Raw genomic sequence first — 23472 nt, forward strand, 5'->3', positions numbered from 1 at the left:
ACGCTCCTCGCCGCGCGGGTCGCGGGTGTCACAGGTACTCCACGTCCGTCGCCTCGGTCCCCCAGATCCGCCAGTTCCCCTCGTACTCCCGTAACACGTGGACTCCCTCGGTTCTGTTGTCGCGGAACTCCCCGTCGCCCTCGGCGGTCGTTACCTGTATGAACCGGACACGCGCCTCGGGCGGCTCCTCGCAGTCGTCCTCCTGGACTTGTAGCGGGCGCAGCTCCGACTGCTCCTCACAGCCACACCCGTCTTGCACCTGTAGCGGTCGGAACAGCGACTTGTCCTGGCAGTCGTCCTCCTGGACCTGCAGCGGCCGGATCGCTGAGAACGCCCCGTCGTCGGTTCCGTCGCCGAAGCCGCCGTCGTCGGTCCCCGGTTCGTCGCCGGACGTCTCGGGTCGCTCGACCACCGTCACCTCCTCGAGTTCGTACTCCAGATCGTACTCACCCCACGCCTCGCGGGCCTGGTCGATGGCGGCCTCGTACTCCGGCGCGTCGGGGTGAAGGGTTCGCCGGTAGGCATCGAGATCCTCCCGGTTGAGCGCCGCCACGTTCTCGCGCACGACCGCCATGTACGGATTCGACGACCCGATCGGTCCACCGGGATCGCCCTCGTCACCACCGTTCGCGCTGTCGGTCGTGTCACCGTCACCGGGGCGTCGTGTTCGGGTCGGATCGCCGTCCGACCCGTCGCCGGAGAGACACCCCGAAACCGCGACTGCTGCGGCCGTCGCCGTTGCACGAAGCGCGGTGCGTCTATCCATGCTCCCGGATTCGCCTCACGGGCAAATACTGTTTCGCTGTTACTTGGCCGTGTCCTCAAGGTCGGATTACACCGACAGGACGGGCTGGCTCGCGTACAGCAGGACGTACTCGGCGGCCTTCTCCAGCACCTCGCCGGGCTCGCCCGTGAGCGGCTCGCGCGGGATCACAATGAAGTCGGCGTCGAGGTCCTCGGCGGTGTCGAGGATGACCGACCCGGGGTGGGTGGTCTTGCGCTTCGTCGAGAAGCCGTAGGCGATGGAGGAGGAGACGGGGACGCCCTCGGCCTCGGCGATGGCCCTGACCGAGTCGGTGAACGCCTCGGTGTCCTCGGCGACCTCCGACTGGTCGACGGCGGATTCCTCGATGGCGCGGACGACCTCCTCGCCGAGCACGTACACCGCGTGCACCTGCGCGCCGTAGCGCTCGGCGACGGCGACGGCGTACTCCACCGCCTCCAGCGACTCGTCGCTCCCGTCGACGGGAACCAACACGCGATCGACGGTCAGGCTCATACGCGTGCCTGCGGCGGAGGGCGTGAAAGGTGTTCCCCTCGTCGCCGTTTCGTGCCGTCGTCGACCGCCCTCGCCGGCCGGTCTCCCCCGACCGAGGTCGGTATCAACACCCCGACCCGGGCGGCCGGCAGCGACGATCCGGCCCGCGCGGCCGAGCGCCGGCGGCGAAACGTTTACCGAGCGGTAAGCGAACTACGCGGTACGAATGACACCGAACCACACGTCGACGCTGGGAGCGCCCCCGCGGACCGCGGTCGAGGAGGACGCGCCCAGCCCGACCGTCGGAGGCGACGCATGAGCGACGGCGACGACGGGCGGATCCTCGAGGGGGTCACCGTGCTCGACCTCTCGACGTTCGTCACCGGCGGCTTCTGCTCGGCGATGCTCGCGAACCAGGGCGCGGAGGTCGTCAAGGTCGAACAGCCCGGATACGGCGACGCGGTCCGTCACTCCGGCCCGCCGTTCATCCAGGGGGAGTCCCCGTACTACTGGACGCTGAGCTACGGGAAGAAGAGCATCGAACTCGACCTGAAGAACCCCGAAGCGAAAGAGGCGCTGTACGACCTCGTCGAGGAGACGGACGTGTTCATTCAGAACTACCGACCCGGGACCGCCGAGCGACTCGACGTGGACTACGAGACGCTCTCGGAGTACAACGACGACCTGATCTACCTGGCGATCTCGGCGTTCGGACAGACCGGCCCCTGGAGCGAGCGCTCGGGGTACGACCTGCTCATCCAGGGAATGAGCGGGATCATGAACGTCACCGGCGAGGAGGGCCGCCAGCCCGTGAAGGTCGGCCTGCCGATGACGGACCTCATCACGGCGATGTGGGCCGCCTTCGGCGCGACGACGGCGCTGTACCGTCGCGAGCGGACCGGCGAGGGGGAGTACATCGATCTGGGGATGTTGGAGGCGACCCTCCCGTGGCTCACCAAGCAGGCGGGGATGGTGTTCGCCGGCGAGGAGACCAAGCGGATGGGGACGAAAGACCCCGTCCTCGCGCCGTATCAGACGTTCGAGACGAAAGACGGCTTCATCAACATCTGCATCCTCAACGAGAAGCTGTGGGGGGAGCTGTGTGAAGCGCTCGACCGGCCGGACCTCCCGGCGGACGACCGCTTCGAGCAGAACGCCGACCGCGTCGACCACCTCGAGGAACTGGAGGCCGAGATCGAGGCGACGCTCGCCGAGCGGACCACCGACGAGTGGATCGAGATCATCGCGGAGGACGCGGGGGTGCCCGCCGGCCCCGTCTATGACGTGGAGGAGGCGCTGAACAACCCCCAGATCGACGCCCGAGGCACCGTCACCGAGATCGACCACCCCGAACTGGGGGAGATCCCCGTGATCGAGCACCCGTTGAAGTTCGGCTCCGCCGAGAGCGGCTTCGAGCTCCCGCCGCCGCTGCTGGGCGAGCACAACCGCGACGTGTTCCGCGAACACGGCTACTCCGAGGCGGAGATCGACCGCATGGAGGAGGCGGGCGTGTTCGGCGACCCCGACTCCGAGGAGTAGCTGACGCGGCGGAGTCGCCGTCGCAGTAACGGTCGCGGTCGCGGTTGCGGATTCCCTACGCCTCGTACAGCGAGTCGAGCACGAACTCGTCGATGGCGCGGCGGGCCTGTTCGGGGGCGTCCTCGTGCCCCAGCGAGATCCGCCGGCCGCGGGCCGCGTGGATCACGTCGGTGACGAGTTGCCCCATCAGCGTCGCGTCCACGTCGCGGAACTCGCCCGACTCGATCCCCTCTTCGACGACCTCGACGATGCTCCCGCGGATCCGGTCGTAGTGCTCGTCGAATATCTCGCGGTGCGCCTCGTCGTTCTGCGCGTAGGTGTACAGCTCGTGGTACACCTTCATCCGGTCCCAGTGGCCGAACTCCTCGAACTCCGGTCCGAACAGACACTGGTCGATCCGCGCGTCCAGTTCCGTCCGCGGGTCCGCGTCCGCTTCGACCTCGACGCTCCCCTCGTACTGGTCGATGACGTGCTCCAGAAACGACGACAGCAGGTCGTACTTCCCGTCGAAGTGGTAGTGGATCACCTGTCGGGTGAGGTCCATCTCCTCGCCGATGTCCCGCATGCGGAGGTCCTTGTACCCGTGCTTGCTCAGCGCGCGAAAGGTCGCCTCCATGATCACCTCCCTCGTGTCCTTGGCGGAGACCGTCTCGGAGGAATCGCTCATACGTCCTCTCACACGGAGAGGCATATAATACGATTGCCCCGACCGCCGTGTTTACCGTGCGGTAAACTTTTGTCCTCCTGGTCAAACCCACAGCCCGGAGATGCCACAAACGATCATTCAGGATGGGACGGTCGTCTCGCTCGACCCCGACATCGGGACGCTCGAGGGGGCCGACGTGCTGATCGAGGACGGCGAGATCGTCGAGATCGGCGGGGACCTCGCGGACGCGAACGCCGAGCCGATCGACGCGTCGGGCAAGATCGTCTTCCCGGGACTCGTCGACTCGCACATCCACCTCGCGCAGACCCAGGTACGGGGCATCGCCGGGGACTGGTCGCTCATGAACGAGTACTTCGACCACATGCTCGGCAACATCACCGGGCTCTACCGACCCGAGGACATGTACCTCGGCGGCCTCTTCGGGGCGTTCGAGAAGCTTCACACGGGGACGACGACGGCCCTGGACTGGTCGTACCCCAACACGCTCGAACACGGCGAACGCGCCGTCGACGCGCTGCAGGACGCCGGGATCCGCGCGGTGTACACCTACGGCCCGCCGGGAGACGACGCGGCAAAGTGGTGGTTCGAGAGCGACGTCGGACTCCCGGAGGAGAACATCCGCGAGCTTCACGAGGAGGCGATCCGCGACGACGACCTGCTCAGCCTGGCGCTCGGGCTTCGGGGGCCGGACTTCTGTACCGACGAGACGGCCCGAGCGGACCTGGAACTGGCGCGCGACCTGGACGCGCTCTCGACCATCCACATGGGCGCGGCGCTGTGGCCGTCGTCGGTGTACGGCGAGGACTACCAGGGGTTCGGCGCGATCGAGGACATGCTCGGCCCCGACGTGAACGTCGCCCACGGCAACCACTTCGCGCAGGAGGACATCGACCACGCCGTCGAGCAGGGCGTCTCCTTCTCGTCGACGCCGGAGGTCGAGATGCAGATGGGCCACGGCATCCCCGTCACCGGGAAGGTGCTGGAGGCGGGCGGCCGCCCGGCGTGGGGCGTCGACGTCTGCTCGAACGTCAGCGGCGACATGGGCTCGCAGATGCGCATCGGCATGCAGCTCCAGCGGATGTTCGACAACCAGGCGGTCCTGGAGGGCGACGAGGAGGTCACCGAGGTCTCCATCGCCGCCCGCGACACCCTGGAGATGGCGACGATCGAGGGCGCTCGCGCGCTCGGTCTGGACGACGAGATCGGGACGCTCACCCCCGGCAAGCGCGCCGACGTGGTGGTGCTCGACGCGAGCGACTTCATGACCGCCCCGTCGCACTCGCCGATCGAGACGATCGTCTTCCAGTCGGACCCCTCCCACATCGACACGGTCCTCGTCGACGGCGAGCCGGTCAAGCGCGACGGCGAACTGACGAACGACCTCGTCGAGTCGGAGTTCGACCGGTTCGTCGAGTCCGGCCACCGGCTCGTCGACGAGGCCGGGATCGAGCTCTGAGACGGGCGCGACGACGCGACGCCACTCACGCGTTCTTTCACGACACCGATACACATGCGACTTGGACAATACAGCACACCCGAGGACGACGCCGCGTGGACCGGCGTCGCCCGAGATGACGACGCGATCGTACGCCTCCCAGAAGCCGGCGCGGCCGCGGGGATCGAGATCCCCGACGCGACCGCCGATCTGCTCGGCGACTGGCGGTGGGAGCGAAAGGCGGAGTTGGCCGTCGAGTACGCCGAGGCGACCGGCACCGGCGTGTACGACGCCGCCGAGGTGGACAGACACGCGCCCGTCGGCGACCCGGAGAAGGTCGTCTGCGTCGGCTTGAACTACCGCGACCACGCCGAGGAGGGGGGAAACGAGATCCCCGAGACGCCGGTGCTGTTCTCGAAGTTCCCGACGACCGTGGCCGGGCCGGACGACGCGATCGGCTGGGATCCCGAGTACACGCAGAAGGTCGACTACGAGGCGGAGCTCGTCGTCGTCATCGGTGAGGAGGCCCGCCGCGTCGACGAGAGCGACGCGATGGACCACGTCGCCGGCTACCTCGTCGGCAACGACGTGTCCGCGCGCGATCTCCAGCACGGTGACGGCCAGTGGGTCCGCGGGAAGAGCCTCGACGGGTTCGCCCCGACCGGGCCGGAGCTCGTGACGGCCGACGAGGTCGACGACCCCCACGACCTGGACATCTACGCCGAGGTCAACGGCGAGCGCCTGCAGGACTCCTCGACCGACCAGCTCATCTTCGGGATCGACGAGCTCGTTTCGTTCTGCAGCCAGGCGTTCACGCTGACGCCGGGCGACCTGATCTTCACCGGGACGCCGCCGGGCGTCGGCGTCTACCGCGAGCCGCCGGTGTTGCTGGAGGAGGGCGACACCGTCACCGTCGGCGTCGAGAGACTGGGCGAGGTGACGAACGACTGCGAGTATCGCTAGGCGGGGTCGGTAGCCCCATCCGGTAGCTCCGTTCCGACGGATTCGTTCAACCTCTCGTCGGTGAAACAGCCGTTAGGTAGCTGCTGCATACTAGGCGACCCTCCTTTGGATGCCTAACCGCTCAGTAGACCTGCCAGTCTGTCAAACGAGTCTTTCATGTTACCTTTTGCTTTTCTTTCCCACCCTCTAAGTGAAAGCAATGAACCGCCGCCAACTCCTCGGTGTCGCAGGCGGACTGCTACCGGCACTTGCAGGCTGTCTCGACAGTGGTTCTGCGCCATCAACAACACCCGACTCACCGACCCCTCCCTCCGTAGAGTTTGAATTGGTTGACCCGGAGTTGAAAATCGAGGCCCCACCGGAAGTGAGTGTAGACGACGACACTGTTACTGTTCGCGGAACAGTGCAATACGGTTCAAGCAGTTGCGGAACAGTCAAATTGGCCCATGCTGAGTACGAGGATTCACAAGACCGGCTGGACCTGCTTATTGTCGCTGCGGACAATTCAGAGGACATCGAAGTCTGTACGGACGACCTCGTAGTGACCGGGTATCGCGCCGAGATCACCGTTGACGGACGACTTCGACGCATCGCCGCGACTGAACATCACATCTTCGGCGAAACATACTCAACAACCGTAGATTTGACAGATTACTGAATAATACTGTATGGAGCGGTAGAGATGGCTCCATGATTGCACCACCTGTATCTACCAATAGATCCTTTCCCTGTATCTATCGATCAGGCACGCAATTCCACATAGTCTCAGGGACTCCCGACAGCACCACCCTCCCGCGCCGCTCCGCGAACCGTGGCCCGTTCTTACTCCTCGAACCCGAGCACCCGCCTCGGGTTCTCCCACACGACCGTCCGGATGTCCTCGGCGTCGATGCCGTAGCGGTACAGTTCGAACATCGCCCGCTTGATGGCGTACGGGTCCGTCCGGAGCACGTTGGCGCAGTCGGTGTCGATCATGATCCGCTCGGGGCCGTACTCGTCGATGGCGTCGGCGACGGTCGCGGCGTCGACGCCGACGAGCCACGAGTGGCCGATGGTGTAGCTGAGGTGGCAGTCGGTCTCCTCCATCAGGTACGCCGTGTTGTTCTCGTCGGCGTGGGAGGCGATCACCCGGTCCTCGGGGAGACCGGCGTCGTGGGCCGCCGCCACGTCGATTTTCACCGCCTCCAGCGCGGGATTGTCGCCGTCGATGACCGGCTCGGTCCCGAGCCCGGGGTTCTTCTCGTACCCCGGAGTTCCGAGTTCGGGGCGGTAGGACCGTTTCGCCGGCGGCGACGTGTTCGGCGTGTGGAGGATCGCCGGGAGGTCGTGGTCGGCCGCCAGCGCCAACTGCGCCTCGACGACGGCGCGCTGCTCGTCGAAGTCCCACCCCTCCACGTGCTGGGTCGGCGTGACGCCGGTCTCGCCGACGGCCGCGACCGCGTCCAGGGTACAGTAGTCGGCCATCGCCGCCAGCAGTTCGTCGGGGTCCTCGATCCGGACGCCCGTGTGGACGCCCAGGCCGAGTTTCGGCTCGAAGAAGTGGTTGCGTTCGATGGCCGCGCGGCGGTTGATCGCGTCGTCCCAGAGGAACCGGACGTCGGCGGCCCGGACGGGCTTGTACGGCGTCCAGTGATATCCCGAGGCGACCATCACCATCCCGGCACACCCGGAGAGGGCGTACCGCTCGCGGTCCTCCCACGACAGCGTCTGGGCGTGGTTGTGGCCGTCGATCCACGGCGTGTTGAGCAGTTCCGTCGGGAGATCAAGGTCGTCATCGAGGTGCGAGGCGTCCGTCGGGCGGGCGGTGATGTCGTCTGAGGTCATTTGTGGATGTGGTGTGGGGTCGGTTTCGAGCCGCGGATACTCGCGGTTACACCCGCCGACACTTAGCGTTTTACGGCTTGGTAAAACTTTATTACGCGATCGACGTACATTCACGACCATGACACTCCTGATCGGGACCGACGACGGGCTCTATCGCGTCGCCGACGTGCCCTTCGACCGCGACGAACTCGAGCCCGTCCTCGAGTGTGGAGTCGTGACGGCCGTGAAGTCCTGGGACCACACCGAGGGGGTGTTCGTCGCCTCGACGACCGGCGCGTACCGCTCGGTCGACGGCGGCGACACGTGGGAGGACCTCGGCGTCCCGCTCGGGGACCGCTTCTGGCACGCCGGCCAAAGCGAGGTGTGGTCGATCCTGGCGACGCGCGACGGCGCGCTGTACGCCGGGACGAACGACCCGTACGTGTTCCGCTCGGTCGACGGGGGCGAGACGTGGTCGGAGCTGAAGGGGTTCCGTGACCTCCCCTCGCGCGGCCATTGGGAGTCGCCGATCGACCCGCACTACGCTCGACTGCGTGCCCTGGAGGCGGTCCCCGGCCGTCCCGACCACCTGATCGCCGGCGTCGAAGCCGGCGGGATCCACCTCAGCCGCGACGGTGGTCAGACGTGGCTCGACCGACGCGACACCATCGTCGACGACGTCCACCAGGTGCTTCCGATCTCCGAGGAGGTGTGGCTCGCGACGACCGGGTACCTGGACCACAATCTGGAGAACCTCGGGCTCGGTCACGCCGTCGGCGAGGGCGGCCTCTGGCGGACGACCGACGCCGGCGACTCCTGGCGGCGGATCGACCGCGGCAACGACTTCTCGTACATCCGGCGGGTGTTCGTCCACGACGGGCGCGTCTTCTTCTCCGGCGGCGAGGAGGCCCCGCCGGCGTGGGTGAACGACGACCACGAGACGGCGCTGTTCGAGTCGACGAACTTCGGCCGCGACCTCGAGCGCGTTCCCTACCCGGGCGACCCTCACGAGGTCGTCGAGACGTGGGCCGTCCTCGACGGCGACGTGATCTGCGGTTCGGGGCTGTTCGACGTGCCCGACCAGCGCGACGACGTGGCGGGTCGGATCGCCCGACGGACGGCCGACGGCGAGTACGAGACCGTCGGTCGCGTCGACGCGAACGTCAGCCGGATCGAGGTGGTGGAGTCGTGAGCGACGCCGGTTCCCCCGGCGACGCGCCGACGGACGCGACGAACGCGACGGCACCCCCGTCAACCCCGGCGACCACAGCGCCCTCGCGACTCGGGCGGACGCTGTACGCCGGCATCCTGGCGTACATGGCGATCGACGGCTTCCGGAGCAACGACAAGCGCGTCGCCGTCGCCGAGGAGAAGGGCGTCCCGATGCCCGACGTGCTCGTGCCGTTCGTCACCGGCATGCTGTTCGTCGCCAACCTCGGCGTCCTCCTGTGGAAGTTCCCGCGCGCCTCGGCCGGCGCGCTCGTCGTCTTCTTCCTCTCGACGACGCCCGCTATCCACGACTTCTGGACGATGGAGGGGGAGGAACGCCACGCGAACAAGATCAACTTCTGTAAGAACGTCGCCCTGCTGGGTGGGGCGATCGTGCTCCTCGACGCGGCCGCCGACGCCGAGGAGTAGCGCCGGCGACGCGCTCGGAGCCGGCGTCGCGCTCGCGGTATCGCCAGGGAAGAACGGTCCGCGTTACCGCAGCGCCGACACCGAGAACTCGAAGGCGGCCACCGGAACCTCCATGTCGCGGTCGACCAGCACCTCGGGGTGGAGTTCGCCCACGACGCCGACGGACTCCCCGTCGACGACGACTTCGGCGACGCGGCCGTCGAGGAAGCTCGGGTGCTCCGTCGCCGGCGTCTTCAGGTCGGCGTCGAAGTCGTTGCAGACGGCCTGCAGGCGCGCCTTCGCGTCCTCGTAGGTGGCGTCGGTGCGCGCGAGCACGCCGGCGACGCGGCGGTCCTCGGCGACGCGGGTGGTCACGTCGTCGTCGCGGTGGGCGACGAAGCCGACCTCCGCGAGGTCCTGCGGGTAGCTCCGGTGGGTGTTGTTCTCCAGCACCTGCACCAGCGAGGGGAGCGCCCACGTCCGCAGTTGGGTGTAGTCCTCGCTGTACGGGCTGGTGATCTCCGCGCGCGGCTCCGCGCCCAGCGGCGCGTCCGACGGGTCCGCGCCGGCGTCGCGCTCGTCCAGACGCATCCGGTCGTAGTTCTCGGCGGCCGAGGTCATGTGGAAGTTCAGCATGTCCTCGAACCCCAGACCGATGAGGCTCGTGCGCACCGCCCGCTCCAGCCGCGAACGCTCGTGGCGTCCGCCGATGGTGCCGATGTCCGGATAGCTGGGCTCCAATTCGTTGAAGCCGTACGCCCGGCCCACGTCGTCGACGAGGTCGAGGGGGTGGAGCACGTCGACGCGGTACGGCGGGACCTCCACGTCGTAGACGGTCTCCTCCTCGCCCAGGCTGTAGGCGGCGTCGAGGCCCGAGCGCTCGAAGAGGTCGACGACCGCCTCGCGCTCCAGTTCGATCCCGAGCATCGTCTCGATGCGGTCGTGCGTGACGGACTTCTCGTCGGTGTCGAGGTCCGGTCGGATCAGTTCCGGGCCGTACTCGTCGGGGTACCTCGCGCCGTCGGCGTAGTCGACCTGCACCTCCTCGACGGTGCCGCCGCGCGCGGAGAGGGCATAACAGAGGATGACGCACATCTTGTCGATGGTCCACTGGTCGGTCCCGGTGAGTTCGATGAACAGGTCGCGCGAGCCCGCGTCGACCTCCGTGCGCTTCCCGTTGATCACCGGCGGGAACGAGAACAGCCCCAGCTCGTCGTAGATCGCGGGGTAGCGGTCCAGGTCGGCGACGAGGTCGGCGTACGTCTCGCCGGTGTCGTGCTCCGCCAGCACGTCCGCGGGCGTCATTTCGCTGTTCGCGTCCAGCGGGACGAACCGGTCGCCCTCGGGCTCGACACCGCGGTAGGTGATCGTCTTCTCGGTCGCACCCAGGTCCGCGGTGGCGGCGTCGATGGTTCCGGAGGGCTCCGACTCCTCGGTGAGCGCCTGTCCCTTCAGCATCGTGAGGTCGTGGACGCCGATGGCACCCTTCGCGCGGCCGCGGCCCATCGTCGCGTGCAGCTTCTCCTGCAGTTGGATCAGCGACTCCAGCCCGGACTCGCCGAGCTCGACGCCGCGCACGACCGCGCCGGTGACGTACGGGCGCTCCTCGGGCACCGACGGATCGACCTCGATCGTCCAGTCGGCGTCGTTCGTCTCGGGGACGTACACGCCGCGGTCGTTCCCGTACTGGTAGCGCAGCGAGCGCGCGACGCCCTCGACGGAGAGGCGGTCGAGTCGGTCGGGGCCGAACTCGAACTGGAGCAGGCCGTCGTCGGTGTCGCCCTCGTACTCCAGTCCGAGCGCGAACAGGTCGGATTTGAACTCCTCGTCGCTCTTGTCCTCGCCGGTCAGTCCTCGAAGCTCGTCCGTGTCGATGTCGACGACTGGCATCAGTAGGTCACCTCCGCGTTCCGCAGGAACTCGAGGTCCGCAAGGGTGCCGTGCAGGTCGCGGATGTCCTCCGCGCCCGTCGTGAGCATCGCGAGCCGTTCCAGCGCGAGCCCCCACGCCATCACGTCGCAGTCGATCCCCAGGGGTTCGAGCACCTCGTCGCGGAACATCCCCGAGTTGCCGATCTCGATCTCCTCGCCCGTCTCGGGGTGCTCGCCGAACAGCTCGAAGCTCGGCTCCGTGTAGGGGTTGTAGTGCGGCTTGAACCGGATCTCCTCGATGCCGAACTGTCGGTAGAACTCCTCGAAGGTACCCATCAGGTCCCGCACCGAGAGGTCCTCGGCCATCACCCACCCCTCGATCTGGAAGAACTCCAGCAGGTGGGTGGCGTCGAGCGTGTCGTTGCGGTACGCCTTCTGCACGGAGAAGTACCGCTTTGGCGGCTCCAGGTCGGCGTCGGCGTACCCCGAGAGGTAGCGCATCGACAGCGACGTGGTGTGCCCGCGCAGGGCGATCGCCCGCGCGAAGTCCTCCGACCACGGCGAGTGGTAGCCGTCGCCGTCCTCGCCGACGCCGTCGCGGTGGGTCGCCTCCACGCGGTCGACGAGCCCCTCCGGGAGGTCCGCCACCGGCGGCACGTCCAGCGCGAATCGGTCCCAGTGGGTGCGCGCCGGGTGGTCCTGCGGCATGAACAGGCAGTCGTTGATCCAGAAGTCGGCGTCGGCGTGCGGGCCGTCCATCTCCTGGAACCCCATCCCGACGAGCACGTCCTTCACGCGCTCGGACATGCTCCGGAGGACGTGCTCGCGGCCCCCCTCGACGGCCGGGGCGTCGGCCTCGACGTTGTAGTCGGCGAACTCCACGTCCGCCCACTCGCCGCTGGTCAGCAGTTCGGGCGTGAGGCGGTCGACCGTCTCGGCGACCTCGACGCCCTCCATCAGCGCGGTGACGCCCTCATCCGTGAGCGTGACCGAGCGAACGGTCCGCTCGTCGACCTCGACGAGTCCGCGGCTCTCCAGTCGGTCGAGCAGGGCCGCGTCGTCGACCGCCTCGCCGTCGGCGAGCGCGTCGAGCGCGGCGGCCTCCTCGTCGCCGTCGGGGTCCGCGTCGCCGTCGGCGGTCACCTCGCCGGAGTCGACGACGCCGTAGCCCTTGCGGGCGTAGTTGGCGAGCGCGATGTCGACCTCGGGGCCCTCGAGCCCGGCCGCGCCGATGGCCTCGCCCATCGCCACCGGGTCGCCGTCGCCGACCTCGCGGGCGGCGCGGTGGAGGCGAACCTCGGGGAGCCCCTCGCTCCGGTAGGTCTCGCCCTCGTCGGTGAGCGTCGCCGACTCCTCGAGGCGCTCCTCGACGGCGACGAGCCCCTCCTCGCGGAGGTCGAAGGCGGCGCGAGTCACAGTCTCGGGCTTCAGGTCCGTGTCGCTCGCGAGCTGTTCGACGGTCGTCGCGTCGGTCGCGCTGGCGCGTTCCAGCAGCGCGACCTGCGCCTGTGGGAGTCGCATTCGGTTGTGTGCTTGTCCGTCCGGTCGGTGGTTAGTCGTGTCGTTCCGGGACGACGGTTCACCTCCCGAGTCCGCCGCTCCGCGGCGTCGACTCGCTCGGACCGGATTCCCCGCGGCGTCGACTCCCCCACCCCGGCCGCCACACCGTTTATATCCCCACGTGGGAATCTCGTCAGCATGTCATCCGCCTCGGCCGACACGTCGGTGCTGAACGACACGTCCACGTTCAAACACGCGGCCATCGGCGCGGTCATCACGCTCGTGACGTTCTTCCTCCCGTTCTCGCCGGTCATCGGGGGCGGCGTCGCCGGCTACCTCCACGGCCCCGACGGGCGGGACGGGGCGATCGTCGGCGGGCTCGCGGGGCTGCTCGCTGCGGTCCCCGGCGCGGTCCTCGCGACGCTGGTCGCCTCGGTGTTCATCATCGCTGGCCCGGGCGCGCGCTCGGGGATCCTCGTCGCGCTCGTGTTCTTCCTGCTCATCCTGCTGGTTTCGACCCTGTACGGCGGCGTCCTCGGCGCGCTCGGCGGCTTCGCCGGCGCTGTGCTCAACCGCGAGTTCGACGGCCCGACCGAGACCGATCCCGACCGTCTGCACGACCCGACGACGCTCCGAGACGACAGCCCGGAGGTGGACGACGGCCTCGACTCGGACGACCACCCCGATTCGGACGCCGACGGCGGCCCCCGCTCGGAGTCGACGGAGTTCGACGCCGACGGCTCCTCGCGGGAGTGACGGCTCGGGCCGAGCGACAGCTCGGCCGGACCGACTCCCCCGAGTCGCCCGCGCGGTTCAGGCGACGTTGCGCTCGACGGGCCCGCCGCCGTCGCCCTCGAACCGCTCGCGAGTCAGCCCGGACACGTCCACGGTCGACGCCGCGCCGTCGAGAACCAACTCCGCGACGCACGCGGCCGTCGCCGGCGCGTGCTGGAAGCCGTGGCCGGAGAACCCCGCGGCCGTGACGACGCCCGGCAGCGACTCCTCGACGATCGCGTGGTGGTCCGGGGTGACGGCGTACAGGCCGGCCCACCCGCCCGCGAGGCGGCTCTCGGGGCCGAAGTAGTCGGCCACCCTCCCGGCGCGCTCGAGTGCCGACACGGCCCAGTCGGTGTCGGGCGTCTCCGAGAACCGGTCCGGGTCGTCGACGACGGGATCGGCCTCGGCGAAGTGACCGCCGACGAGCGCGCGGCCGTCGCGCTCGGGCCGGAAGTGCGCGGTCGTGTCGGCGTCGATGACCAGCGGGTCGGTCTCGGGGACGGGGGACTCGGGCTCGACGACGGCGGTCTGCCGGCGGTGGGCGACGATCGGGAGGTCGTACCCCGCGGTCTCGGCCAGCCGGGGAGCCCACGCGCCCGCGGCGTTGACCGCGGCGTCGGCCACCAGCGGGTCGGCGTCGTCAGCCAGTTCCACCCGGACGCCCGACTCGCGCGGATCGAGGCTCGAAACCGGGGTGTTCGTCCGTATCTCGACGCCCTCGGCGCGTGCGGCGCGGGCGTACCCCTGGAGCGCGAGGTGCGGGTCGGCGAAGCTGTCGGTCGGACAGTAGGTGCAGGCGACGAACTCGTCCGGTCGGAGTCCGGGGCACAGGTCGGCGGCGTCGGCGGGGTCGACGAGGCGGCTCTCGACGCCGTACTCGCCCTGCATGGCGACCTGGTCGGCGAAGGCGTCGGCGACGTCCCCCTCGCGGGTGCAAAAGAGGTAGCCGGTGGTGCGGCGGTCGACGTCGACGCCGAAGCGCGCCTCGAACTCGTTCCACACCTCGATGGAGGCGACCGAGAGTTCGACGTTGACGCGGGTGGAGAACTGCGCGCGGATGCCGCCGAGCGCGCGGTCGGTGCTGCCCGCGCCGAGGCTCCCGCGTTCGAGGAGGGTCACGTCCGCGCCGCGGGCCGCGAGTTCGTACGCGCTCGCGACGCCGACGATCCCTCCGCCGACGACGGCGACGTGCATGGTCGCCGCAACGTCGGCGCGTCACAAGAGCGTTGCCGACGGGGACCCCGCGGACGAGACGCCGCCGCCCGCCGATGGCGGCCGACGCGAGGAAACACCGAAGTCCCGCCGCGTCGACCACCCTCCATGCACGTTTTCGACGACAACGCGGTCGCCTCGCTGCTGTCGCTCGATCCGCTCCTCCCGGTGATCGAGGAGGCGTTCCTGAAGCAGGGCCGCGGCGAGGTGGAGCGCCCCGAGCGTCCGCACTTCCCGGTCGGCGAGGGCCTCGACGGCCGGAGCGAGCCCGCGGGTACGGCCCTCGCGATGCCGGCGTACCTCCACGGCGATCCCGCCTACGCGACGAAGCTCGCGTCGGTCCACCCCGGAAACGCCGACTCCGCCGTCGACCGGCCGACCGTGCAGGCGCAGGTGATGCTCACAGACGCCGGGAACGGCGCGCCGCTGGCGCTGTTTGCCGGCGAGCGAATCACCAACGCCCGGACCGGCTGCATCGGGGGGCTTGCCGTCCGAGAACTGGCCTCCGGCGACGACCCCGTCGATCTCGCGGTGCTGGGCGCGGGTGCACAGGCCCGCTGGCAGACCCGCGCGATCCACGCCGCCCGCGGCGTCGCCCGCGCCCGGATCCACTCGCCGACGCCCGCCTCCCGCGACGGCTGCGCGGCGGACCTCCGCGCGGCGGGGATCGACGCCGCGGCGGTCGACTCCCCGGAGGCGGCCGTGCGCGACGCGGACGTGGTGGTCACCGCGACGACGAGCGAGACTCCGGTGTTTCCGGGTGAGGCGCTTTCGCCCGGCGCGCTCGTCGTCGCCGTCGGGGCCTACGAGGCGGGAATGTGCGAGCTCGACGCCGCGACGTTCGCGCGCGCCGACCGCGTCTTCGCCGACGTTCCCGAGGAGGTCGCGGGCATCGGCGACGTGGCCGACAACGACGTCGACCCGGCTCGGCTGGTCCCCCTGTCGGCGGTGTTCGAGGGGGAGGCGGGTAGGGGGGCCGCGGACGAGGTGATCGTCGTCGAGAGCGTCGGCTCGGCGGTGTTGGACGCGGCGACGGCGACGCACCTGTGGGAGGTCGCGAGCGACGGAGACGGAGCGGAGATCGACTTCTGAAACCGTACCGCAGACGTGAGAGACGCGCGGGCGGTAGCCTCAGTTCTCGCCCTGCAGGGTCGTGATGGTGAGCCCGTAGGTGGACCCGCACTCCTCGCAGACGGCGACGGTGTTGACCTCCACGTCGTCCCCGCGCGTGAAGTCCGCAACCTCCGCCCCGCAGGAGCACTCGAACGCGTATTCCATTTGATCTGCAACTCTTGCGTGGCGGTAATACCTTTTTCGGTCCCGAACTCCTTCGAATCGATCCTCCCGGCGGCTCCCGGGCGGAGCGACACAGGCCCCCGCCGCCGGTGTGCCGGGGCGCTCGCTCGGTCCGTCCGGGCACTCCCTCGAGTCCCGCTACTCCTCGTCGCCGGGGATCCCCCGCCGCGACCCGTCCACGTCGAGGTCGATGTCGAGGTCGTCGAGCAGCTCCTCGGCCTCCGCGCGCTTCTCCTGGTGGTCGGCGAGGAACTCCTCCATCAGCGTCGCCGCCTGCTCCTTGCAGCCGCCGCAGAGGCGCTCGCCGTTCACGCACTCCTCGTACACCTCTTCGGCGAGCCCGTCGTCGTCGCCCGCGAGCAGGTACGCGTACAGTTCGTACACCGGACACTCGTCGGCCTTCCCGCCGAGTTCGCGCTGCTTCTCGGCCGTCTCGCGGCCGCCGGTCGTCGCGGATTTCACCTTGTCGTACCCCTCCTCCGGGTCGTCGAGCAGCGAGATGTGACTCGCCTCGATGGATGAGGACATCTTCCCGCCCGTCAGGCCGGTCATGAAGCGGTGGTAGATGGACGAGGGCGTGTAGAAGCCGAAGCCGCCGTTGTCGACTTCCACCTCGCGCGCGAGTTCCTCGGCGGCCTCGCGGTCCAGTTCGAAGGAGTCGACGTGCGCGTCGAACACGCGTTTCTCGCCGGGCACCGCCTCGATGAGCGCCTCGAACGCCGCCGCGCTCGCGTTGCGGTCGAGGAAGCGCGTCCGGGGGCGAAGCGGCTCCATCCCGGCGTTCTCCAGCTTTTCGACGGCGCTCGCGCGGGCCGCCTCGAACTCCGCGTCGACCTCGGCCCCGCGCAGGTACTCGGCTGCGTTCTCACACCGCGGCGTCTCCGGGTCGTCGGCCCACGCCTCGCGCTCGTCGTACGCCTCCCGGACCAGGGTTCGCTCGGGGGCGTCGAACTCGGGGCTGGCGAACGCCTCGGTCACCCTGAAGTACCGGGACTTGCGCGCGATGTCCCGCGAGAAGCGGACGTGCGGGTCCTGGTCGGGGCCGACCGGGATGACCGTCGGCTTCGGCTCGTCCAGTTGTGGGTAGAGGATGTCGGCCATCTGGGTGACGACCGACTGCATGTGCGAGACGGAGGTCTCCCCGCCGAAGCCGTAGATCGACTCGAACTCCGCGAACCGGGCGTTCGACCCCAGCTCGAAGGCGAGGTCCTGCAGCCGGCGGTTGGTGGACTGTCGGTACAGCGTCCCCTCCTCGGCGTCGAACCCGAGCGCGAGCAGCGACAGCAGGTAGTCGCGGGCGTGCTCGTCGATCTCCGCCCAGGTCATCCCGCGGGCGGAGTGCGCCTCCAGATCCGCGATGAGGCCGTAGGTGTCTGCACCCTGCTCCTGGTGGTAGATCAGCTCGTCGAACACGAGCTTGTGGCCGATGTGGGGGTCGCCGGTGGGCATGAACCCCGAGAGCGCCGCCGCGGGCTCGTCGTTCGCGAGCGCTCGGGCGACGGCGTCGTAGCCGCGGTGACCGAAGATGACCCCCCGTCGCATCAGGTAGTGCGGCGCGGGCACCTCGTCGATGATCTCCTCGAAGGCCTCGATCCCGAACTCCTCGAACAGCCCGCGGTAGTCGTCGACGGTCGCCGAGCCCCACGGGTCGAGCGCGACGCCAGCGCCGTCTGTTCGCGCGCGCTCCGCCTCGGTGTCGGCTCCGTCGTGACCCCGTCCGGGGCCGGTGTCGTCGTCGCTCATGGGGTGAGTCGCTCGACCGTCAGGTAGCTGTTCGAGTCGTCGCCGGCGAGCGCAAAAACCATTCGCTTCCGCACGCCGCCGGCCAGCCGCACGTCGAGCGCGAGCTCGCGCGGATGAAAGCGGTGGTCCGACGGCACCACGCGAACCAGCGCCTCCGAGTGGGGAAGGTCCTCGACGGAGTCGACTGCGTCGTAGGTGCGGAAGTCCGCCCCGAACTTGTAGCCGGTCTTCGGGACGACCCCGCGATCGCGAAGCGCCCGGTAGACGGACAGCCGGCGGTCGAACCGGTTGCCCTCGACGCTCCGACCGCGTTCGATCACCGCGTCTGCGCCGAGGTCGACCGCGCCGCGGGCGGCGAGGTCCGCGGCCTCGACCAGCGACAGCTGAAGCGCGTCCACGTCGGCGTCGTCGCGTCCGGAGACGGGCTGACCGTAGAACGCGGAGGCGTACAGTCGCTTCGGGGGCGACCAGCAGACGACGCGGTCGTCGAACAGGTCGGCCTCCAGCCCGGTCGGGAGGTCGTACTCGCTCGCGCCCGCGAAGCCGCCGCCGGCCGAACACGCGAAGTACGACACCTCGCTCTCCTCGTCGACGACCGCGAGCGTCGTCCCGCGGAGGTCGCCCGCGGGCAGCTCCTCGCGCTCGCCGGCGACGCGCACCCGGTGGGCGACCGGCCCGCCGGGCTTCTCGCCGCGCTCGAACACGAGGATGTCCGCGTCGCCGTCGCGCTCCTCGGCGTCGCGGTCGCCGGCGCTCCCGTCGTCGTCGCTCCCCGCTCGGGAGCCGCCCCCGGTCCCCGGCCATCCCTCGCGTGCGGGGACGAGATAGAACCCCCGCTCGCGCAGGTCGGCGTAGACGAGAAACCGGGCGGCGAAGCGGTCGCCGGCGGCGACGCTGTCGCCGAAGAACGCTCGAAAGTCCATCCCCGACACCGTCTCGATGTCGCCGCGATACAGCAGGTGGGCCGCCTCCACGCGCGCGAGGGTCACCTCCGGGCCGTCGGCCCGTCCGTACCCCCGGGCGTCGTGGAAGCGCTGGCGGGCGTCGCCCCCGGCGCGGACGACGTCGCCGTCGAGTGTCGCATTCATCGTGTGTGAACGGGCGAGTGGTTCGGGTATAGTGGCTGTGGTCGCTCGACACGACGTGTCACGCCGCGATCTGGTCGGGCGTCGACTCAGCCCCACCGGTCGGCGGACGGACCGAGCGTCGTCGGGGGCGACTGCGTCGTCGGGGGCGACTGCGTCGTCGGGGGCGACTGCGTCGTCGGGGGCGACTGCGTCGTCGGGGGCGACTGCGTCGTCGGGGGCGACTGCGCCGCCACCGCGCCGGGATCAGGGGCCGACGTTCGGCTCGGCGGGTCGGTCGCGCTCGCAGGTACCGTCGAGACAGCGCACGCCCGTCGCCGTCTCGAAGCGCGGCAGGCCGCAGGCGCACTCGCCGGCGAACGTGCCCGACGGCACGGAGAAGGCCGTCTCGCAGTCCGGATAGCCGTCGCACCCGAGGAACGCCCGGCCGCGGTGCTCCCGGACGCGCAGGTCGCGCCCGCAGTCGGGGCAGTCGAACCGCCGGTCGAGCACCCCTCGAACCGCCTCGGTCAGCGACTCACACGCGTAGTCGACGCACAGCCGGAGCTTCTCACCGCGCGCGACGGTCATCGTCGGAAGCCCGCAGTCGTCGCAGGTGTCGTCGTCGTGGACCGTCGCGCCCGGCGGGAGGCCGTACGCGTCGCCACAGCCCAGACAGACCACGTCGCCGCCGGCCCGCACCAGCGCCGCCCGGCAGTCGGGGTCGGGGCACTCGCCGACCGGGACGCCGGCGGCGGATATCGGTCGCTCGACGACCTCGCCGGCGTCGTGTGAGCGCACTGAGAGCCGTTGGTCGCCGTCGCGGGCGGTGACCGCGAAGCCGTCGTCGTCGGCCTCGACGGTGAGCGAGTCGGGTCTGGTGAGCCACGCGACGGGCTGGTAGCCGGCGCGGTCGTGGACGAGGACCGTGCGGTCGGGCTTGGCGAGGACGACGACCCGCCCGCGATGGATGCGCTCGTCGCTGGTCGTCGCCGTCTCGAACCGGGTCGTGCAGTCGCCCGCGAGGATCGTCGTGGTCTGCGACATGGGGGCGGTGGTCCCGTCTCCCTACTTGGACCCTCGCAGGCGATCGACGATCCGCGGTCCCGATCGCCGACCGGTGCCGTCAGACCTCCGTCGGGGCGACCCCACTCGCGGGCCGGAACGCCCATGCCGCCGGGCGGGAACCGTTCGGTGTGAGCGACTCATCCGGCGGCGACGCGGGCGACGCCCGGAGCGGCACCGACTCCCCCGACGCCACCGACGCGGCGGACACGACCGACTCGGCGCGGGTCGATAGCTCGGACTCCGCGCCCGGGACCGAACAGGCGGTCGCGACCGACGGCCCGCCGGTCGTCGTCTGCCTCGATATGGACGGCGTCCTCGTCGACTCCGAGGACTACTGGCACGCCGCCGAACGCGAGGAGATCCTGCCGCGCGTGCTCGCGGACGGCACCCCCGTGCCCGACCTCGACGAGATCACGGGGATGTACTACGGCGAGATCTACGACTACCTCGCGGAGCGCTACGAGCCGACCGTCGACAAGGCGGCGTTCATGCGACTGTACGACGAGGCGGCCGAGTCGATCTACGGCGACCGAGTGGCCCTCCTGGCGGGGGCCGGCGACTTCGTCGCCGACCTCCGGGAGCGCGGCGTTCCGGTCGCGCTCGTCTCCTCGTCGCCGCGCGACTGGATCGAGACGGTGGTCGATCGGTTCGACCTCGCGTTCGACGGGATCTGCCCGGCCGAGGAGTTCGACGGGCCCGGCAAGCCTGAACCGGGGCTGTACGAGGCGGCGATCCGCGACCTGGGCGGGGTGCCGGACCGCGCGGTCGCCGTCGAGGACTCCGAGAACGGGGTGGCCGCGGCCGCCCGGTCGGGCGCGTACACGATCGCCGTCCGCGACGACCACAACGCGGACACCGACCTCTCGGCGGCCGACGAGGTGGTCGACCGCGACGACCCGGCGGCCGTGTTCGCCGCGGTTCGTCACTCGATGCGGACGATCCGCGAGTCCGTCTCGGGCAACAGCGGCAGTTCCGGATAGACCACCTCCACCTCGTAGCGCATCTCCTCCTCGTCGGGAGCGCCGAACACGCCGACCGGGACGGTCGTCTCGTCCGAGAGATACAGCGTTTTCTGGGTCATCTCGACTCCGTTGGCGGTGACGCGGACCCCGGCGCGGGCGCTCCCGCCGACGTTGCGGACGGTCACCTCCAGCATCTCGTTTTCGCCGACGCCGATCGCGTCCGGGAACGCGCCCCACTCGACGACGGCGTTCGGGAGGTCCTCCGCCTGCCGGATCACGCGCTCGGCGACCCCCTCGGACAGGCCCGCGCGCGCGAGTCGCTCCGCGCCCGCCGCGATCACGTCCGCGGGGGTGGTGAGCCCGCCCGCAGACAGCGACTCCGCGCGCCCCTCGCCGACGCCCTCGATGGCGGTGAGGCCGACGGCCTCGCGCTTGACGCCGTGCTCGACGCGGGCCTCGACCCGGCGGACCAGGTTCGCCGCCCGCGGACCGGCGACGGCGTCGGCGAACTCCCGCAGCGCCGCGAGCAGCCGCAGCGCGTTCTGCCGGATGATCCACGCGTCCGAGCGCAGGTCGGAGGGCATCGACCCGCGGACGGCGGCGTGGAGGATCGCGAGCACCTTTCGGTTGCCGCCCTCCAGGTCGGTCTCCACGTCCGAGAGCACGCGGTCGACGGCGTCGGCCTCCGATGAGCGCGCGGAGGCGGAGTCGAACTCGGCGGCCGAGGCGACGGCGCGGAGGACGGCGCTCTCGTCGACCGTCTCCCGGTCGGCGAGGCCGGCGAAGCGCTCGGCCGTCTCCATGCGGAGATAGTACTTCGAGGCGAGTCGCCCCAACGTGGTGGCCTCGATCCCGAGTCGCTCGTCGGTCTCGACGAACCCGCGGTCGACGAGTGAGTTCAGCGTGTCGCGCACGCGGTCGCGGACGCCCTCGAAGTCGTACGCCTCCGGTTCGGTGCCGGCACGGACGTAGTAGAAGGTGGTCTCCAGCCAGTCCATCACGTCGTCGAGTCCCGAGATCGTGCCGAGCGCGATCTCGGCGTTCAGGTGGGAGTCGAGGTCCTCCGCGAGTCGCGATTCGATCTCCTTGCCCTCCCGGAGGAGGCTCCGGTACTTGTCCGCGTCCGACCGGTCGCAGACGACCCAGCCGTACCCCACGTCGTCGTAGCCGGGTCGCCCCGCCCGGCCGAGCATCTGGAGCACGTCCAGCGGGCTGATGTCGACTTCGCCCTCCAGCGGATCGTGGTACTTCGTGTCTCGGATGACGACGCACCGGGCGGGGAGGTTCACCCCCCACGCGAGCGTCGAGGTCGAAAAGAGGAGCTGGATCTTTCCCTCTTTGAACCACTTCTCCACCCTGTCTTTGTCGTTCTTCGAGAGTCCGGCGTGGTGGAAGGCGACGCCGTCGACGACGGAGTGGCGCAGCGTGTCGTTGTCGAGTTCCTTCGCGGCGGTGTGGAAGTCGTAGTCGCCGCGCGCGCCCATCTCCAGGTCGCGCTCGCCCACCTCGTCGCGGGCCTTCTTCGCCGCCATCACGGTGTCCTGGCGCGAGGAGACGAACACGAGCGCCTGCCCCTCCTCGCGGATGTGCGGCTCCGCGAGGTCCAAGGCGCGATAGAGGCGGCGGTACTTGTCGGCGAAGGAGTTGTCGCCGTGGGTGTACGTCTTCACGCCCGTCTCCAGGTCGACGGGGCGGTACTCGTCGCCGAACTGGAAGGTGGTCTCCGGCGGGGCGTCGAGCCACTCGGCCACGTCGTCGACGTTGGGCATCGTCGCCGACAGCGCGACGACCCGGGGGTCACAGAGGCGGCGCAGGCGGGAGACGGTGACCTCCAGCACCGCGCCGCGCTTGTCGGAGTCGAGCAGGTGAACCTCGTCGATGACGCAGCAGTCGACGTCGTTGATGAAGTCGTAGCGCGCGGACTCGTGTTTCCGCGTGGCCGAGTCGGTCTTCTCGGGCGTCATCACGAGGATGTCAGCGCGCTCGGCGCGACGGGGGTTGAGGTCGCGCTCGCCGGTGACGACGTACACGGAGTAGCCGAGTTCCTCGAAGCGGTCCCACTCGGCCTCCTTCTCGTTCGTCAGGGCGCGCAGGGGGGCGATGAAGAGGGCTGTGCCGTCGTCCTTAAGCGTCTCACAGATCGCGAGTTCCGCGAGCGCGGTCTTGCCGGAGGCCGTGGGCGCGGCCGCGACGACGTTGTCGTCGCGCTCGAGGATGGCCGGCAGCGCCTCCCGCTGCATCCGGTTGAACTCCTCGAACCCGAACGCGTCGGCGAACTCCGGGACGGCGTCTGCGACTTTCATTCGTTGAGTGTCGTCATGGGCGGTTGACTCTGGGGGTGGCGCGGTCCGCGATCGGTCGGGACTGGTGGATCGGATCGAGTCGGATCGCGTCGGCGGACCGCGCCGGCAACTACGAGTAGGTCGGGGCGCTTCGGCGGATGAACCTTTCCCTCTGCGTCGATCATCGGTTGTCGGGTTCGTGTACGTATCCTCCGTGTCCGAGTTGGAGCGGTGGATCGCGAAAGCCCCCGCGCACTCGCGGCCCTTTTCAGTCCCACCACGATCGCACTACCACACCCTACCCGGCCGACTCACTCGCGCGCGTCCGACGGGAACAGAGGCCCGTCGGCGCGCGCCCCTGCGGTGTCACTAGCAGTTGTACCGCGAGCGAGGCCGAAGGCCGAGCGAGCGGCTG

The 23472-nt window shown here is 69.8% G+C and carries 21 protein-coding genes; 9 read left to right on the plus strand and 12 right to left on the minus strand.

The window, feature by feature from the left end; all coding sequences use genetic code 11:
- Positions 1–28 precede the first annotated feature (28 nt).
- Both Hbl1158_RS00750 and Hbl1158_RS00755 read right to left on the minus strand, forming a co-directional pair.
- Entirely contained in the window at positions 29–766 is a 738-nt protein-coding gene (locus Hbl1158_RS00750; RefSeq protein WP_234298181.1) for a hypothetical protein, read from the minus strand.
- Positions 767–832: 66 nt separating this feature from the next.
- The gene (locus Hbl1158_RS00755) at positions 833–1279 is read right to left on the minus strand and encodes a universal stress protein (protein WP_234298182.1); all 447 of its coding nucleotides are present in this window, start codon (positions 1277–1279) and stop codon (positions 833–835) included.
- A gap of 294 nt (positions 1280–1573) precedes the next feature.
- Here Hbl1158_RS00755 and Hbl1158_RS00760 point away from each other — a divergent pair, with 294 nt between their 5' ends.
- Positions 1574–2797, plus strand: a complete 1224-nt coding sequence (locus Hbl1158_RS00760; protein WP_234298183.1) for a CoA transferase — start codon at positions 1574–1576, stop codon at positions 2795–2797.
- A gap of 55 nt (positions 2798–2852) precedes the next feature.
- On the opposite strand, the gene Hbl1158_RS00765 is transcribed toward Hbl1158_RS00760, so the two are convergent.
- Positions 2853–3464, minus strand: coding sequence for a TetR/AcrR family transcriptional regulator (locus Hbl1158_RS00765; RefSeq protein ID WP_234298184.1), 612 nt, complete (start codon positions 3462–3464; stop codon positions 2853–2855).
- A 100-nt stretch (positions 3465–3564) separates the two neighbouring features.
- Here Hbl1158_RS00765 and Hbl1158_RS00770 point away from each other — a divergent pair, with 100 nt between their 5' ends.
- From Hbl1158_RS00770 to Hbl1158_RS00780, 3 genes are all read left to right on the plus strand, one after another.
- Positions 3565–4920: an amidohydrolase family protein gene (locus Hbl1158_RS00770; protein ID WP_234298185.1), complete on the plus strand. Its 1356-nt coding sequence runs from the start codon at positions 3565–3567 to the stop codon at positions 4918–4920.
- 54 nt (positions 4921–4974) lie between these two features.
- The gene (locus Hbl1158_RS00775) at positions 4975–5862 is read left to right on the plus strand and encodes a fumarylacetoacetate hydrolase family protein (RefSeq protein WP_234298186.1); all 888 of its coding nucleotides are present in this window, start codon (positions 4975–4977) and stop codon (positions 5860–5862) included.
- Positions 5863–6061: 199 nt separating this feature from the next.
- Positions 6062–6520 carry a hypothetical protein gene (locus Hbl1158_RS00780; RefSeq protein ID WP_234298187.1) on the plus strand — a complete coding sequence of 153 codons (459 nt, stop codon included), beginning with the start codon at positions 6062–6064 and terminating at the stop codon, positions 6518–6520.
- A 164-nt stretch (positions 6521–6684) separates the two neighbouring features.
- Here Hbl1158_RS00780 and Hbl1158_RS00785 read toward each other — a convergent pair whose 3' ends face one another.
- On the minus strand, positions 6685–7686 hold the full coding sequence (locus Hbl1158_RS00785) for a TatD family hydrolase (RefSeq protein ID WP_234298188.1): 1002 nt from the start codon (positions 7684–7686) through the stop codon (positions 6685–6687).
- A 118-nt stretch (positions 7687–7804) separates the two neighbouring features.
- Between Hbl1158_RS00785 and Hbl1158_RS00790 the strand changes: the two genes are divergently transcribed.
- Both Hbl1158_RS00790 and Hbl1158_RS00795 read left to right on the plus strand, forming a co-directional pair.
- Positions 7805–8857, plus strand: a complete 1053-nt coding sequence (locus Hbl1158_RS00790; protein WP_234298189.1) for a sialidase family protein — start codon at positions 7805–7807, stop codon at positions 8855–8857.
- Positions 8854–9303 carry a DoxX family protein gene (locus tag Hbl1158_RS00795; protein ID WP_234298190.1) on the plus strand — a complete coding sequence of 150 codons (450 nt, stop codon included), beginning with the start codon at positions 8854–8856 and terminating at the stop codon, positions 9301–9303. The genes Hbl1158_RS00790 and Hbl1158_RS00795 overlap by 4 nt, the downstream gene beginning before the upstream one ends.
- Positions 9304–9366: 63 nt before the next feature.
- On the opposite strand, the gene pheT is transcribed toward Hbl1158_RS00795, so the two are convergent.
- Together pheT and Hbl1158_RS00805 are read right to left on the minus strand one after the other, a co-directional pair.
- A complete protein-coding gene (pheT, locus tag Hbl1158_RS00800) occupies positions 9367–11172 on the minus strand; it encodes a phenylalanine--tRNA ligase subunit beta (RefSeq protein WP_234298191.1) in 1806 nt (601 codons plus the stop codon).
- Entirely contained in the window at positions 11172–12674 is a 1503-nt protein-coding gene (locus tag Hbl1158_RS00805) for a phenylalanine--tRNA ligase subunit alpha (protein WP_234298192.1), read from the minus strand. The genes pheT and Hbl1158_RS00805 overlap by 1 nt, the downstream gene beginning before the upstream one ends.
- A 177-nt stretch (positions 12675–12851) precedes the next feature.
- On the opposite strand from Hbl1158_RS00805, the gene Hbl1158_RS00810 reads away from it, so the two are divergent.
- Positions 12852–13409 (plus strand): DUF5518 domain-containing protein, encoded by a 558-nt coding sequence (locus tag Hbl1158_RS00810; protein WP_234298193.1) that lies wholly within the window; start codon positions 12852–12854, stop codon positions 13407–13409.
- Positions 13410–13466: 57 nt separating this feature from the next.
- Here the strand turns inward: Hbl1158_RS00810 and Hbl1158_RS00815 are convergent, their stop codons facing one another.
- Positions 13467–14624, minus strand: a complete 1158-nt coding sequence (locus Hbl1158_RS00815) for an FAD-dependent oxidoreductase (RefSeq protein ID WP_234298194.1) — start codon at positions 14622–14624, stop codon at positions 13467–13469.
- A 126-nt stretch (positions 14625–14750) separates the two neighbouring features.
- Between Hbl1158_RS00815 and Hbl1158_RS00820 the strand changes: the two genes are divergently transcribed.
- Positions 14751–15734: an ornithine cyclodeaminase family protein gene (locus Hbl1158_RS00820; RefSeq protein ID WP_234298195.1), complete on the plus strand. Its 984-nt coding sequence runs from the start codon at positions 14751–14753 to the stop codon at positions 15732–15734.
- Positions 15735–15773: 39 nt separating this feature from the next.
- Here the strand turns inward: Hbl1158_RS00820 and Hbl1158_RS00825 are convergent, their stop codons facing one another.
- The 4 genes from Hbl1158_RS00825 to Hbl1158_RS00840 all read right to left on the minus strand — a co-directional run bounded on the left by Hbl1158_RS00825 (position 15774) and on the right by Hbl1158_RS00840 (position 19792).
- On the minus strand, positions 15774–15920 hold the full coding sequence (locus Hbl1158_RS00825; RefSeq protein WP_234298196.1) for a hypothetical protein: 147 nt from the start codon (positions 15918–15920) through the stop codon (positions 15774–15776).
- A gap of 156 nt (positions 15921–16076) precedes the next feature.
- Complete coding sequence (locus Hbl1158_RS00830) at positions 16077–17681, minus strand: tryptophan--tRNA ligase (RefSeq protein ID WP_234298197.1); 1605 nt, start codon at positions 17679–17681, stop codon at positions 16077–16079.
- Positions 17678–18769, minus strand: a complete 1092-nt coding sequence (endA, locus tag Hbl1158_RS00835; RefSeq protein ID WP_234298198.1) for a tRNA-intron lyase — start codon at positions 18767–18769, stop codon at positions 17678–17680. Before endA ends, Hbl1158_RS00830 begins: the two co-directional genes overlap by 4 nt.
- Before the next feature lie 243 nt (positions 18770–19012).
- Positions 19013–19792, minus strand: a complete 780-nt coding sequence (locus Hbl1158_RS00840; protein ID WP_234298199.1) for a topoisomerase DNA-binding C4 zinc finger domain-containing protein — start codon at positions 19790–19792, stop codon at positions 19013–19015.
- 149 nt (positions 19793–19941) lie between these two features.
- Between Hbl1158_RS00840 and Hbl1158_RS00845 the strand changes: the two genes are divergently transcribed.
- On the plus strand, positions 19942–20793 hold the full coding sequence (locus tag Hbl1158_RS00845) for an HAD family phosphatase (protein ID WP_255764112.1): 852 nt from the start codon (positions 19942–19944) through the stop codon (positions 20791–20793).
- On the opposite strand, the gene Hbl1158_RS00850 is transcribed toward Hbl1158_RS00845, so the two are convergent.
- Complete coding sequence (locus Hbl1158_RS00850; protein ID WP_234298200.1) at positions 20736–23078, minus strand: DEAD/DEAH box helicase; 2343 nt, start codon at positions 23076–23078, stop codon at positions 20736–20738. The two genes, Hbl1158_RS00845 and Hbl1158_RS00850, sit on opposite strands and share 58 nt — an antisense overlap.
- Positions 23079–23472 lie beyond the last annotated feature (394 nt).

Source organism: Halobaculum sp. CBA1158 (assembly GCF_021431925.1).
Lineage (GTDB): Archaea > Halobacteriota > Halobacteria > Halobacteriales > Haloferacaceae > Halobaculum.